This is a genomic window from Tractidigestivibacter montrealensis, assembly GCF_024741235.1.
GTDB classification, from domain to species: domain Bacteria; phylum Actinomycetota; class Coriobacteriia; order Coriobacteriales; family Atopobiaceae; genus Tractidigestivibacter; species Tractidigestivibacter montrealensis.
Genome location: NZ_JANSKA010000001.1, coordinates 349,214 through 363,548 on the forward strand (window position 1 = coordinate 349,214; position 14,335 = coordinate 363,548).

The window sequence follows — 14,335 nt, forward strand, 5'->3', positions numbered from 1 at the left end:
CCCTAAGCAAGCCCGAGGCTTCGGCACAGGGAGACGCAGAGGCCGCAGCTGCGACATCTGGCTGCATCCACGCGCATCACGCCCTCTTCGTCTATGGAGCGGGCGCCGTATGGGCACGACCTAACGCAGCGGCCGCACCGGGTGCAGGTCTTCTCGTCCCATGTCATATGGTATGAAGCCTCTTTCTGAGGAAGGTGACGAAGCACCTCTCCGCAGATCTCGTCCAGGCTCTCGTGGCCGTGCGAAGAGAGCCACGCATCGACGTCCAGATTGAGCTTGGTCACGAATGCCGGGCCCTTGAGGATGGCTGCGCTGCATACGCCGATGTATGTGGCGCCAGCCATGGCCATCTGGATTGCCGCCTGGCACGTGGTTACGCCTCCGAGCCCGATGATGGGCACGTCGATGCCCGCAAGGCCCTGACGAAGCGAGCAGACCTTCTCGAGCGTGAAGGGAAGTATCTGCGCACCAGAGAGCCAGCCCCTGCCGTCCGAACCGCCAAGAACGGGAGCGCCGGTCTCGATGTCGACGAGAAGGGCCGGCCCCATGGAGTCGCATGCCGTGAGGGCGTCTGCCCCAGCGTCAACGCATCGACGCGCATGGGCCACGAGGTCTGGCGAATTGGGGGAAAGCTTCACGATGATGGGGAGGCTCACGCGGCGCCTTGTCTCCTCGAGCATGGGGAGAACCGTCGACTCGTCGTACGAGACGAGCTCGATTGCGAGGCAGCCCAGGTCCTCTATGCGCTCTACGCAGGCCGCGGCGTCTTGCTTGGTGTGGCCAACGCTTGCGATGACGGGAACCCCGGCATCGACGGCCTTGGGCAGCTCAGTGTCCAGCCACCGCCCCATGGGGAAGTCAGACCATTTCTCGCAGTTGATGAGCGTTCCTGCTCCCGCCTGGACCATGTGGCGCGTGGGGTTCTGAGCAGCCTCGAGGTTGATGGTCTTTGTCACCACCGCGCCTGCGCCGGCCTTCGCAAGGGCGATCATCGCATCCGCATCGAACGAGGCCGGGCCAGACCCCACAACGATGGGAGACGCTACCTCGCGCCCGAACATCCTGCACCTCATGTCACAGCCCCTTCCAGAATCCGCTGGCGCACTCTCTGAGCTCTGCCTTGTCGCGCTCCTCGTCGAGGGTGAGGAGGTGGCCGCCCTCCATGAGAGGCCTCCCCGCCACCCAAACGTCGAGCACGCTCGCCGCCCTTCCAAAGACCACGAGCTGGTCGAAGACGTTTTCCGCATTTATGGGGGTGGGCTGCTGGCGCATGTCATACGTCACGAGGTCTGCCGCCCACCCGTCCTCGATGCTTCCGACGCGCGACAGCCCCATGGCCTTGGCCCCCGCCTCCGTGGCAAGCGAGAAGACCTGCCTGGAGTCCATGACGGCGGTAGTCTCGCAGGCCGCCTTGTGGACGAGAAACGCCGCCCGCATGACCTGGAACATGTCGTTCACGTAACCGTCGGTCCCCAGCCCAGGGGCAACGCCAGTCCGAAGCATCTGGGGCACCGGAGCAAAGCCGCCACCCACCTCGCAGTTGCTTATCGGCAGATGCGCGGCGCGGGTTCCGGAGCTTGCAAGGAGCCCGAGGTCCCCCTCGCCAAGCTTTACGCACTGAGCGGCCAGCGTGGACGGCCCCAGGGCATCCGCATCCCAGTAAACCTGGAGCGGGGTCTTGCCAAGATGCGTCTCTGCCCATTCGAGCTCATAGCGGCTCTCGCAGAGGTGGAACTGGTAAAGGCAGGAGCATTCCCGGGCAAGCTCCGCTGCACGGGCGATCATCTTGGAGGGGCAGGTAAACGTCGTGTGCGTGCAGATTGCGCCACGCACCAGGCCGGCCTCCCTGGAGGCAAAGTGCCGTGCGGCCTCCGCGTTCTGCCCAAGGCACGCCTCGCCGTTGTCGTGGTCGACGCGCTCCGAGCTCTCGAGCGAGACAACCGCACGCATCCCCGCGCGCTCGATCTGCTCGCCCTGCTCCACGAGGGTATCCCCCTCGCAGAGGGGTGCCTCGAGGATGTCGCAGAAGGAGGTCGTACCGCTCCGGAGCATCTCCGCCATGGTTGCCCGGCTGGTAACCAGCACCTCCCTCTTCCTCACGCGATCCTCGACACGTGGCCACCAGTAGTCGAGAAGGAAGCTCTCGAACCCCGTGACGCCATGCGCCGGCGGTATGCCGTGCGAGAGCACGCCGTACTGGTGCATGTGCGCGTTGACCAGGCCGGGCATGATGAGGCACCCGCGCCTGTCAATGATGTCATCGGACTCGAGCGCTCCAGACGAGACGAGGTTGGGGAGCCGGTCGTTCCCAATCACTCCCGCGACCGTCTTCCCGTCCAGAAGTACGGCGGCATCCTCTTCCACCCTGTTGGCAGAGCACAGCACGAGGCTGGCGGCTATCGCTTTCATCGGTCTTCCTCCCAACTGGGAACGGCAATCCGCCGGAGGCCGGGAACGCCGGGGACATCCTCGCCTTCCTGGCCAAGGGCGCGGAGGGCGTCTCCCAGCACGACAGGGGCAACCCTGCGCTTGTACGAGCCGTTGGCAAGGCGCGAGCACTCCTCGTCCATGATCGTGCCGAGCGACTTCGAACACCGAAGGACATCCGCATTCTCGAGCTTGGTGCCAACCAGGGGCAGTTCGGAACCCTCAAGCGCACGGGGGGCCGGCAGTACGCCACCAACGCACGCGCGCGCGAGGCGCACCGTGCCGTCTTGTTCACGCACCACGATCGCGGAGGCGGTCACGCTCGCAAGCCCGATTCCCCTATTTGTCGATAGTCGCACGTAGGAGCCAAGCTCGCCCTCCGCTCGCTGCGGAACGAGCACTCGGGCGATGAGCTCACCCGGCTCAAGCGTGGTCTTCTTCTCGCGGGGATCGGCAAAGAGGCAGGTCCTCACGAGCATGCCCTCGTGCGCGAGGCAGGCGGGACAGGGGCGGAACAGCTCCGACGCATCGATGGTGCGTTCCCCCTGCGACCCGACAACCTTGATGAGGGCCCCAAGCGCGACGCAGGCGCAGATTCCGTCGGCGGCGGGGCAGGCATTGGCCAGGTTGCCGCCGAGCGTAGCGCGATTGCGCGTCTGGACGCCCCCGACGCTGCGCACCGCCTGCCAGAGCACTGGCGAGAGGCTCCTCACCACTTTTGACTCGACGAGGCTCGCAAGGGGCTCTGCCGCCCCGATGTCGAGCAGGCCATCATGGACGGTAACCCCGCGCATCTCGTTAACGCCGGTGACATCCACGAGGGCGCGGGCCACATAGGAATTGCGCGTGCGCCCCTTCACCATGAGGTCCGTCCCACCGGCAATGACCATTGCGGCTGGGTCGGCAAGGGCGGCGACGGCCTCCTCGAGCGTGTTGGGGCAAGCGTAGGAGGCTGCGATCATCTCTCCTCGCCTCCCTCGCTCCTGTTAACAACGACACTTGGGGACTCGTCCACGGCGGTGCCCGAAGTGTCCAGTATGGCCTCGACCACCTGCTCGTATCCCGTGCAGCGGCAGAGGTTCCCCCTTAGGGCCTCTCGTATGCGTGCCTCTGTGGGATGGGGATCCTCATCAAGCAGGGCGGTTGCAGAGAGGAGAAGACCCGGCGTGCAGAATCCGCACTGAACGGCGTGGTGGCGAAGGAACGAGTCCTGGAGAGCGCTCAGGTTCCCACGATGGGAGAGGCCCTCGATGGTCGTAACGGATGCGCCATCGAGCGAAGCCGCTGGCACGAGGCAGGAATTCTCCGCTCTGCCGTTTATGAGAACGGTGCATGCACCGCAAACGCCAATCCCGCAGCCCTCCTTCGTGCCCGTGAGACCAAGGTCGTCCCTCAGCACGTCAATGAGACGGTCGCCCGGATCGACCAGCACGTCATGGTCCAAACCGTTCACGCAGAGATGGACACGCACGGAATCGGAATCGTTATTCATGCTGCCCCCTCTCCTGCTTGTCAAGAAGGCCGAGTATCCGTTGGGGGGTGAGAGGCAGTTGGCGCACCTGGCACCCAATCGCATGCTTCACCGCAAGTGCAACGGCAGTCCCCACCATCTCGGTAGCCGCCTCGGCGATGCACTTTGCCCCGTACGTCCCCTCTGGGTCGTCACACTCATAGAGCCGCACGTCGATGTGGGGTGCATCGGCTGCCGTGGGAACCAGGTACGAGTCAAGGTTGACGTCTAGCATCCTCCCACGGTCCATGCGCACCTCCTCGGTGAGCCCGAATCCGATGCCCATGAGAATGCCGCCGCACACTTGCCCTCTGACGAGCTCTGGGTTAATCGCTTTTCCCACGTCATGGTAGGAACTCACGCGATTGGTACGCACCTTGCCCGTGAGGGTGTCCACTGTTACCTCGGCAACGCAACATCCATAGGCATAGGTCGTAAACGCCTCGCCTTGCCCTGTCGAGTCATCGTTCCTCAGCTCCCGGGGTCGATACCACTGGTAGGTGGCCATGGGCTTGCCGGAATACGACCGTGCCTCGCACACCTGTGCGAGCGTGACGCTCCTCGACGGGTCATTCGCCACATAACAGACGCTGTTTGCAAGCTCGACCTTCTCGCCTTCCCCAACTTCGAGGAGCTCGCGGGCCGTATCGAGAAGCATTCCGCGCATGGCCTCGCCGGCCATGCGTATGGACTGTCCACCCTGTGCCGTGCTCCTTGATGCAACGGTGAGCCCCGAGTCGGGAATCGCCGACGTGTCGACGTCTACTATCACGATGTCCTGGGACGCTATCCCCGATGCCTCGGAGCAGATCTGGGTGTAGACCGTCCTCAAGCCCTGACCAATCTCCATAAGTGCGGCACGCAGGGTGAAGCTGCCGTCCGGAAGCGCGGTGAGCATGGCGCCGGACGAGTCCCAGCCCTCTCCTCCAAGGGCAACGCCACGATAGCTGGTCACAAGGCCAATGCCCCGTCTCAGCCGACCGGCTTGGGAGCGCCACGTCGCGTCCTTCTTGCGATAGTCCGTCTCCCTCACGATGTCGTCCATCATGTCGACAAGAAGGGTCTGGTGCACGAGGGTCTGGCCCGTTGCCGTTTTAGAGCCCTGGCGCAGGAGGTTCTTCCTCTTTAGGTCGATGACGGAGACCCCCATCTTGTCTGCAAGCTCGTCGACTGCCATCTCGTTGCAGAAGATGACTTGAGGAGAGCTATAGCCCCTAAAGGCACCAGGAACTGGGTTGTTCGTGAACACGGCATATGTGTCCGTGCGCACATTGGGGATGTCATAGGGACCCGCCGAGTGCGCCCTGGCGCGGATGTTCATCCAGGGGGCCTGGTTGTTGTACGCGCCGGCATTCTCAACCTGGGTTGCCTCGTATGCCAGGAAGCGCCCATCCTCTGACGCGCCTATGCGAATCCGGGTGGTGAATGGGTGGCGCTTGGGGCTCTCGAGAAGCGAGTCCTCGCGGGAGTAGGTCATCCTGCAGGGAAGTCCGAGCGTCTTTGCGACAAGCGCCGCACGCCCGCACATGAGGCCCACCGTCTCGAACTTCCCGCCGAACGACCCGCCGACCACGCATTGCTCGGCGCGGACCCGTGCCATGGGAATCTGCAGGCAGTCGGCCACAAAGCGCTGGGGCATGTGACCTTGCTGCGAGCAGGAGCGAATCACCATGGTGTCTCCCATGGGAATTGCGGTCACGCTCTCCGGCTCGATGTAGGCATGCTCGACGTATCCAGTGCGATAGACGCCCTCGTGCACCCAACGCGACCGCGAGAAGCCCTTGTCCACATCCCCCTTGCGAAGGGGCCGGTAGGAGTCGAGGAACACGTTGCCTGGCGCATTGGGGTCCGGGGTGCCATCCGGCAGGAGCCCTACGCCCTTCTCGCGTACCTGGGGTGCATCAGCTGCCAGCGCCGCCTCGACGGTTGAGACCACGGGAAGCCCGTGGTAGGTGACCCTGACGGAAGACAGGGCCTGGGCGAGCGCCTGGGGGTTGCGAGCCGCAACAACCGCAACCACGTCGCCAACAAACCGCGGGTGGCTTGTGCAGTAATACCAGTCGTACATGCTCTGCGGCTTTGGGAAGTCCCGCTCGGTAAGTACGGCCAGGGTCCCCTCCAGCGAAAGGGCCGCGCTGGCATCGACCTCGACGGTGGCGTGTGGAGAGCGAGAGTGGAGGCACCCCGCATACACCATGCCAGGGATGCGCAGGTCATCTGCATATGCAGCGGCACCGGTGACCTTCTCGCGCCCATCGACACGAGGCACCGAACGGCCAACGATGCCCCTCTTTCTGTCTGCGGACGACACGGACATTGATCCCCCTCGTATGCTCTCCCGTGTGGCGCGCGGCGGGCCCGCCGCCTTTCCTGCAGGCGGACCCACGCCACCCATCTCTGGCCTACCCTAGCCAGCTCAACTCCTAGATCTCGCCGTTCTGAATCTTGGTGACGTAGTCGTTGAACGCGGACTGCTTGTCCGAGGAGACCAGCTTGTTGGAGAAGGTGCCCATGCGCACGGCACCGCTCTCGAGGTCGCCCTTGATGGCCTTGTTGCCAAAGGACGAGCCGCTTGCCGCGTCCTTCATGGCCTCCTCGAACATCACCTTGTGGTCGAGGATGATGCTGTTGGCGTAGGTGTCGTCATCCGCACCGCCAAGGTCGCTGGAGAGCCCGATGACGTAGCGCTGGACGCCGTCCGCGGCAACGGCCTCGTGGAGCGCCTCGATGGCACCGGTCTCTTCGGCATTCGCGTCACCAAAGAGGACGTCGACGTTCTGCTGGTTGAACATCACCGAGCCGGCCTCCTTGCCCTTCGCGACGTCGCTGAATGACCCTACAAAGACGCTCGCCACCTGGGCGCTTGGGTCGAGCTTCTCGACGGTCTCCTTGTAGGCGGCAAGCTTTGCCTGGGTGTTGTCCAGCTCCTGGCCGCCAATGAAGGCCACGCTCTTGGTCGCCGTTAGCGTCATGGCAAGGCAGCCGGCGAGCTTGCCAACCTGCGCGTCGTCGTAGTACATGCCCTCGATGCCACTGAGGTTGTCATCGGTGCCCATGAGCACGGCGAACTTGGCGTCGGGGTTGTCCTTCGCAACCTGCTTTGCGGCGTCCTCGTACTCCTGGCCCGGCAGGAGGATGAGGTCAAAGCCATCATTTACGTAGTTCTGCATCGTCGTGACGTAGTCTGCCTGGTCGATGTTCTCGGAGTAGGCGGTGTCCCAGCCAAGGTCGGATGCGGCGCCGGTCATTGCCTCGTAGCAGGCGGCAAACCAACCGCCGTCGTTCATCGGCCCGTTGATGATCATTGCGGCCTTGTGGGTCTTCTCCCCACCATCTGCCGCAGCGTCACCGCCGTCCGACGAGGAAGAGCAGCCGGCGAGAGGAACGACCGCCGCTGCAGCAAGCGTCATTCCCATGAGGCCGAGGAAGTTCCTACGAGTAACGCCATTGTTCTGTGCAGACATGAGAAGTCCTTCCCATAGCTCCCAAAGGCCGCTTCGCCCCGCAGGGATGTAGAAGACGGCCCCTCTCCAACAAGAAATGCTAAGGACATGGGGTTACGCGGGAGCGCATCCGGCGTTACGCAAAAGTGCCGCAGTCATTTCCATTCGAAAACAGATGGCCCCGCGAACCAATACACAACAAGAACCGAGCAGCCCCTACATGCCAGCCGGAAGCGTCCAGGCGTGGCCAGAGCCACGATTGGTGATACCAGCGCGCTCGCAGAGGTCATCGGCGCAGCGCTGCGCCTCTCTCAACGCGGCGGACTCGTCGAGAACGACGATCTCTCCATCGCGAAGGAGGAAGCGACCGTCAACCGCCACGTCAGTGATGCAGCCAGGCGCAGACGAGTACACCAGGTCCGACACGGGGTTGTGCAGCGGGACAGACTTTGGCGATGCGTAGGGGTCGAAAACGACGAAGTCCGCGCGCTTTCCGGGCTCCAGAGAGCCGATCTGGTCGTCCAAGCCAAGAGCACGGGCGCCATCGATGGTCGCCATCTCGAGGGCCTTCTCGGCAGTAAGCGCTACCGGGTCCCTCTCGGCGACCTTCTGGAGAAGTACGGCCGTCTTCATGAGTTCGAGCATGTCCTGCCCGTTGTTGCTTGCGGCACCGTCTACGCCAAGGCCAACCGTGACCCCCGAGCGAAGCATCTTGGGAACCGGCGCCACACCGGAGGCGAGATACATGTTGCTCACGGGGTTGTACGAGACCTTGTAGTCATGAGCCGCTGCACGCTTTATGTCGGCGTCCGTGAGCCAGACGCAGTGAACCATCAGCACGTTGGGGCCATCGATGCCCAGCTTCTCGAGGCACTCAGTGCCCGCGCAGCCATGCTCGGCAACAGTTGCCTCGCGATCAAACGGGGTCTCCGAAACGTGGATGGTAATGCCATCGCCGTGATCGTTGACGACCTCGTAGAGCCCACGCAGCATGCTCTCGGAGTTCGACCAGAGGGCAGCGGGTGCCGCCCACACGCGAAGCCGACCGTCCGAGGCACCATCGTAGGTGCTGCACAGCCGATCGAGCTCTTTGATGATGTCGTCGCTCTTGTTGATGAGGCCGGGGTCCACGCCAAAGTCCAGTCCGGCGTCCATCGCACCGTAGCCAAATACGCCACGAATCCCGCACTCGTCCATCGCCTGGAGGATAGGCTCGTCCAGCCCCGTACGCGGGTGTGCGTACATGTAATCCAGCTCGCAGGTCATGCCGCTGCGAATGCCCTCGATAATCCCCAGGACGGCTGCAGCATGGCAGTCGTCAGGAGTGAGGTGGGTCGCGGCAGGGAAGGTCATGGTCGAGAGCCAGTCCTTGAGGACCATGTCGTCGCCAAGCCCCTTGAGAAGCGTCTGGAAGAGGTGGTTGTGGGTGTTCACGAAGCCGGGGAACACGACCTTGCCGCCCAGGTCGACGGCGGTGGCGCTCGGACCACCCCACGCCTTCTCCACCTCGTTCGAGGGTCCCACGGCGGCGACGCGGCCGTCGACCACGGCCATTGCGCCATCGAAGACAACGTCGCGCGTCTCGTTGACCGTCACGATCGTCGCGTTTGTTAAGAGCAGATTGGTTTTTCCCTTCTCGATGGAAGCATTCGTCTGCCGGTCTAACGCATTAGCCCTGCACGCCATGAAACCCCTCCTTCTGCTGCAACTCGAGGTTTGGACAATGGAGTAGCCCTTGGGCCGCTGCGGCCCGTGACTCTCAAGGCCGCACTATAGGCCGCTCCGCACGAACGGATTCACCGCGAAATCCAATGGTCTCCATTCGTAACGAAGCCGTTCACAATGAGGCGGTGAGGCGGCAGATCAACGATTGGCCTCAGCAAATGAGTGCCAAAGTACACTCAAGACAAAAGCGAGGGGCGCCACAGGGGCGCCCCTCTCGGCATCACTATAGTTTCCTTATGAGACAAAGGGACTGTCCCTTTGCCTCACGCACTAGTCCTTGAACATGGTGTTGCGACCAAAGGAGTTCTCCCATGCAGCGGAGAACTCCTCCACCGCAATGCCGGTACCGGGGTGCTTGACCATCGTCCAGACGATGTCAGGAGCAACCGTCACAGACTGGGCGCCCACGCAGATCATGTCGTGCACCTGCTCGGTGTTCTTGAAGGACGCAGCGCAAATCTTGGACGGCAGGCCGTTGGTGGCGAGCATGTTCACCAGGTCAGCTACCTGACCCACACCGTCGCCGTAGTTGCACATGCGGTTGACGTAGGGCGCAAGGTAATCCGCGCCGTTCATCGCCGCAAGAAATGCCTGGTCAGCACTGTAAATGGCGGTTGCCAGAACATTCAGTCCCTCGGCCTTCGCGGCCTTGATGGCCTTAAGGCCAACCGGCGTGACGGGAATCTTCGCATAGGCGTTCTCGCGAAGCGCGCAGATCCTGCGAGTCTCCTCGAGGATGCCGTCGAAGTCCGTTGCAATAACCTGGAAGAAGCTCTTCTGGTTGGGGGCAAGGGTCTTGCACATCTCGTCGATGACCCGCTCGAGGGTCTTGCCCGAGCGCGTGATGATCGTGGGGTTGGTCGTGACGCCGGCGATGGTCAGCGTCTCGCTCAGCTCCTTGACCGCCTGTGCGTCAGCGGTGTCGAGAAAAAGTTCCATTGTTCATCATCCTTCTGTAGTCGATTCCATCATGTGCCTGGTATTTGCTATGCGTGAAGCCTGCGCGGAAAGCCTCACCCCCCGTTTGCCATTGCGTGAAGCCCTGCAGACTCGCAGAGACGGATAACCCATTCGATATCGTCTACGGACAGTTGTCGCATGTCCTTGAGAGCGTAATCCATTCCCGCTGCATCGTACTTGCCCTTCCCTAGTTGGTGGAACGGGAGCACGTCGACGCGCGTTATGCCAAGCTCAACCAGGCTCGCCACATTCTGGGAGACGTTGCCACGGCTGTCGGTGAAGCCGGGAATTATCGGCATACGTCCAACCACCCTGGCACCAAGGCCAATAATCCTTCGGAGGTTCTTGTCACGCACGTCAGGATCTATGCCCGTAGTCTCCATGCTCCGCTCCCTGTCGGCAATCTTGAAGTCGACAAGAAAGAGGTCGCAGCAGGCAACGAGCTTCTCTGCGTCCGCAAGGGGAACGGCAAGTGTGGTCTCGATTGCCGTGCGCATGCCGCGCTCCTTGCAGTACTGGAGAAACTCCTCAGCAAACCCCTGGTACGAGAGGCACTCCCCGCCCGAGAGCGTCACCCCACCGCCGGACTCCTCGTAGAAGACAGCGTCGCGCTGGCACTCCTCCGCAAGTTCCTCTGCACTGCGCTCGATCCCCAGAAGCTCCTTGGCACCCGTGGGGCACTCAGCGGCGCTCTTTGGGCATGCCTCCGCCGAGAACTCGCCCGACCTCATGGAGCACCTGATGCACAGGCTCCTGTGCCAGACCTCCTGGGGCTTGGGCGAGAGGTTCTCGGGGTTGCAGCACCAGGGGCAACGGAAGGGGCAACCCTTCACAAAGACGACCGTGCGAATCCCGCCCCCGTCGTGCAGGGAGAAGCGCTGGACGTTGGTGATGGTTGCGGTGGTCACGCTCTGCTCGCCTGCCTACAGCACGTGCTCGGTGCGGTTGATAATGTCATCCTGAATCGCCTTCGAGAGCTCCACAAAGAGCGCCGAGTACCCAGCGACACGCACCACGAGGTTCTTGTGCTTCTCGGGATGGGCTTGTGCATCAAGCAGCGTCTTTCTGTCTACCACGTTGAACTGGATGTGCTGAATCCCAAGCTTCGAGAAGCTGCGCAGGTACGCCATGAGCTTCTGGAGGCCGTCCTCGCCAGCCAGCGTCGATGGCGAGAACTTAACGTTGAGCAGCGATCCGTTTGAGTTGAGGAAGTTGTCGAGCTTTGAGACGGAGAGCAGGCTTGCGGTTGGACCATGCTGGTCCCTGCCAACCATGGGAGAAAGACCGCCGTCCGCAAGCTGTTCGCCGGCACGCCTACCGTCTGGCGTCGCACCCACAACCGCGCCGAGGGGAACGTGCGCGCTCACGGTGTAGGATCCGGGCTGGAACTTGCCGCCACGGGGGTTCTCGTAGGTCTCCACACAGTGGCCGTAGAACTCGAGGAAGCGCCTGCCGAGAAGGTCCACGTCGTCGACGTCATTGCCGTATTTGGGATAGCGGTTGACAAAGCTCTGACGCAGGACCTCGTCGCCCTCGCCAGTCCAGTTGCGGTCGAGAACAGTAAGAAGGTCCTGGTAGGTTATGGTCTTGTCCTCGAAGACTACCTTCTTGATCACGTAGAGGGAGTCCGCGAGGTTGGCCGTGCCAACACCCTGCACGCCCGAAGGGTTGTACCGTGCCCCACCGGCGGTGATGTCTTCGCCCTTCTCGAGCGAGTCGTGCACGAGCGTCGAGAGGAATGGCGTGGGCGAGGTTTCCCGGTGGGCAAGGTCGCAGGTGTTGCAGCCCCTAACCATAAGGCCCACGTAGTGGCGAATGGTGTCCTCGGTGGCATGAACCAGCTCGTCAAACGAGGCAAAGCCCTCCCTGTGGGCGTGCATGGTGATCTCGAGACACTTGAGCATGTTGAACATCGAAATGTCGTGCAGGCCGTACATCCTGCCGGGAATCGAGAGCTCAACGCAGCCAACCACGCCGTAGTCTCGTGAATCCTCGATAGACACCCCGCGGTTCTCGAAGGCGGGGATATTCACCTCGTCGTTGAAGCACTGCGGCATGCCATCACCCAGGCGGATTATCTCAGCTGCCTTGTGCAGAAGCTTGTCCGGAGTTCCCTTGTGGATGCGCAGCGACAGGTTAGGCTGAGGAAGGCGGGTGTCGCGCTGAAGATCGAGAAGGAGCAGCGAGAGCTCGTTGGAGGCGTCGTTGCCGCTTGCGTCAACGCCACCGACCACAAGGTTATAGCCAATGGGAAAGCCTGCAAAGAAGCGGGCAGACTCGGTGGAGCGCACTGCCACGATGGTGTTGCACTTGAGGTAGAAGCACTGGAGAAGCTCCCTGATCCTCTCGTCAGAGGCGCCCGCGCGCTTGCTGGCACGGTAGTAGGGCAACAGGTACTGGTCCATGCGGCCAAGCGAGAGCGAGCTAGCGTTTGACTCGTGCTGCAGAGCGACGGAAACGATCCACACAAGCTGAAGCGCATCGTAGAGGTCGCGTGCGGGCTCGGTGGCGATGTGCGCAAGTATGTTGGCCAGACGCTGTAGCTCGGCTGTACGCTCGAGGGTCCGGGGAAGCACGATGGTGGCGTGAGCATCTGCCGGTGCCTCCTCCTCCGCAGCAGAGCGCACGATACGCTCGTAGCGAGAGATGTAGGCAGACAGCGCATCCATGCAAATGCACGAGGCTTGGTAGAAGTTGTTTGTAGGATTCTGCGCGAGAAGATCTGCACTTTGCTGCTGGAGCGCGCCGATACCACGGGTGAGCACCTCTGCAAAGTCGCAGATGATATGTCCTTGTCCCTTGTCTGTTTGAGCGACGGCGAACACCTTGTCCTTCTCGGCTGCCGTCACGTCATCCCCGCGATGGGCGGTATACCAGTCATTGAGCGTCTGGCCCTGCCAGAAGGGATAGAGGACGTTGCGGTAGTACGCCTTGTCCTCCTCGCTAATCTCAAAGGTGTCCTGTGGCCGCGCAGGGAAAGCGTCGAGCTCATCAAGAATCCAATAGGGGCTCATCTCGGGAGAAACCACACCAGCCCTAGGAGTAGCGCTTCTGTTGCCCACAAGCAGGTCCCACTCGTCTATCACAATCTGATGATTCTCGAGCACGTGGCGAAATGCCTTAGCCCTGCGAATGATGGGCGGCTCTCCCTCGGTTGCCTTGTAGCTCTCCATGAAGAGCGTCGCTCGTTCCATGGAAATCTGCCTTGGCTGGGCAAACAGGCTGTCCTTAATGTGCTGCGTCCTGGTGGTGAGCATCACGGCCTCCTTGTGTGGCACCTGTAAGCCGGGGCACCTCCCCCTCCGTCTGCGACGATTATATCTTGTTTATTATTGTTCTACAAGATGTTATTATTGATTTATCGTATTCAATCGGAATTCTCAAACCTGTGTGATCGAATACAACTTGGCCGTCGTCAAACGCCTAGAGTCTTTATCCGGTTTTGTCTTATTTCGTATCATTAACTGGATGTCCGCCGACAAGACCCACGCCACGGGAGTACCCATGTTTGCCAAGGAACGACAAGATGCCATAGCCGCCCTCGTCAAGGCAGAAGGCCGCGTGACGGTCACGAGCCTTGCGCAGCGCTTTGACGTGACCGAGGACTGCATCAGGAAGGACCTCAAGCTGCTTGACAGCGAGGGACTCCTCAAGCGCGTCTACGGTGGCGCGATTGGCACCATCATCGCGCCGGAGCGAGACGTTAGCAAGCGCCTCAACACCCATGTGGCCGAAAAGAAAATCATTGCCGAGAAGGCATACGAATACATCTCAAGCGGCGACCTCGTGTTCCTGGATATCTCTACCACGAACATTGCCTTGGCAGAGCTCATCGCCACCGGGAACAAGAGGCTCACGGTTGTCTCGAACATGATCGACGTGCTGCGCATCCTGGCGCGAAACCCCATGGTTACCGCCATCTGCACGGGCGGCAACGTAAACCTGGAGTTCGACGGCTTTTTGGGAGCCACGGCCCTCGCCATGGTCGAGCCCATCAGGTTTAACAAGGCCTTCATTGGCGCGCTGAGCGTTGACCTAGAAAACGATGCAGTCACCACGTTCGACGTGGATGACGGCCTGCTCAAGAAGCGCGTCGTCACCAACGCGAGCCACAGCTACCTCGTGGCAGACGCGCGCAAGCTCAGCACCGATGGCAACTACGTCTACGCGCGGATGGAGGACTTTGACGCCTTCATCACCAACAAACCAACCCCGGCCCTGCGCAAACAGGTCGAGGCGCTCGGCACCAAACTGGTCTAAGTACCATCGG

11 protein-coding genes are annotated in these 14,335 nt (G+C 61.9%); 1 reads left to right on the top strand and 10 read right to left on the bottom strand.

Going from position 1 to position 14,335, the window contains the following annotated elements; all coding sequences use genetic code 11:
• Positions 1-2: 2 nt before the first annotated feature.
• From NVS32_RS01450 to NVS32_RS01495, 10 genes are all read right to left on the bottom strand, one after another.
• Positions 3-1,073, bottom strand: coding sequence for a dihydroorotate dehydrogenase (locus NVS32_RS01450; RefSeq protein ID WP_258498420.1), 1,071 nt, complete (start codon positions 1,071-1,073; stop codon positions 3-5).
• A 1-nt stretch (position 1,074) separates the two neighbouring features.
• On the bottom strand, positions 1,075-2,409 hold the full coding sequence (locus NVS32_RS01455; protein WP_258498421.1) for an amidohydrolase family protein: 1,335 nt from the start codon (positions 2,407-2,409) through the stop codon (positions 1,075-1,077).
• On the bottom strand, positions 2,406-3,389 hold the full coding sequence (locus tag NVS32_RS01460; RefSeq protein ID WP_258498422.1) for an FAD binding domain-containing protein: 984 nt from the start codon (positions 3,387-3,389) through the stop codon (positions 2,406-2,408). Before NVS32_RS01460 ends, NVS32_RS01455 begins: the two co-directional genes overlap by 4 nt.
• Positions 3,386-3,919: a (2Fe-2S)-binding protein gene (locus NVS32_RS01465; protein ID WP_258498423.1), complete on the bottom strand. Its 534-nt coding sequence runs from the start codon at positions 3,917-3,919 to the stop codon at positions 3,386-3,388. The genes NVS32_RS01460 and NVS32_RS01465 overlap by 4 nt, the downstream gene beginning before the upstream one ends.
• Entirely contained in the window at positions 3,912-6,254 is a 2,343-nt protein-coding gene (locus tag NVS32_RS01470; protein WP_258498424.1) for a xanthine dehydrogenase family protein molybdopterin-binding subunit, read from the bottom strand. The genes NVS32_RS01465 and NVS32_RS01470 overlap by 8 nt, the downstream gene beginning before the upstream one ends.
• Positions 6,255-6,360: 106 nt before the next feature.
• A complete protein-coding gene (locus NVS32_RS01475) occupies positions 6,361-7,401 on the bottom strand; it encodes a BMP family protein (protein ID WP_258498425.1) in 1,041 nt (346 codons plus the stop codon).
• Positions 7,402-7,596: 195 nt separating this feature from the next.
• Positions 7,597-9,066 carry an amidohydrolase family protein gene (locus NVS32_RS01480; RefSeq protein ID WP_258498426.1) on the bottom strand — a complete coding sequence of 490 codons (1,470 nt, stop codon included), beginning with the start codon at positions 9,064-9,066 and terminating at the stop codon, positions 7,597-7,599.
• 309 nt (positions 9,067-9,375) lie between these two features.
• On the bottom strand, positions 9,376-10,044 hold the full coding sequence (locus tag NVS32_RS01485; RefSeq protein ID WP_258498427.1) for a transaldolase family protein: 669 nt from the start codon (positions 10,042-10,044) through the stop codon (positions 9,376-9,378).
• A gap of 74 nt (positions 10,045-10,118) precedes the next feature.
• The gene (locus NVS32_RS01490) at positions 10,119-10,973 is read right to left on the bottom strand and encodes a glycyl-radical enzyme activating protein (RefSeq protein ID WP_258498428.1); all 855 of its coding nucleotides are present in this window, start codon (positions 10,971-10,973) and stop codon (positions 10,119-10,121) included.
• A gap of 15 nt (positions 10,974-10,988) precedes the next feature.
• Complete coding sequence (locus NVS32_RS01495) at positions 10,989-13,322, bottom strand: formate C-acetyltransferase/glycerol dehydratase family glycyl radical enzyme (RefSeq protein WP_258498429.1); 2,334 nt, start codon at positions 13,320-13,322, stop codon at positions 10,989-10,991.
• 247 nt (positions 13,323-13,569) lie between these two features.
• Here NVS32_RS01495 and NVS32_RS01500 point away from each other — a divergent pair, with 247 nt between their 5' ends.
• A complete protein-coding gene (locus tag NVS32_RS01500) occupies positions 13,570-14,325 on the top strand; it encodes a DeoR/GlpR family DNA-binding transcription regulator (RefSeq protein WP_258498430.1) in 756 nt (251 codons plus the stop codon).
• Positions 14,326-14,335 lie beyond the last annotated feature (10 nt).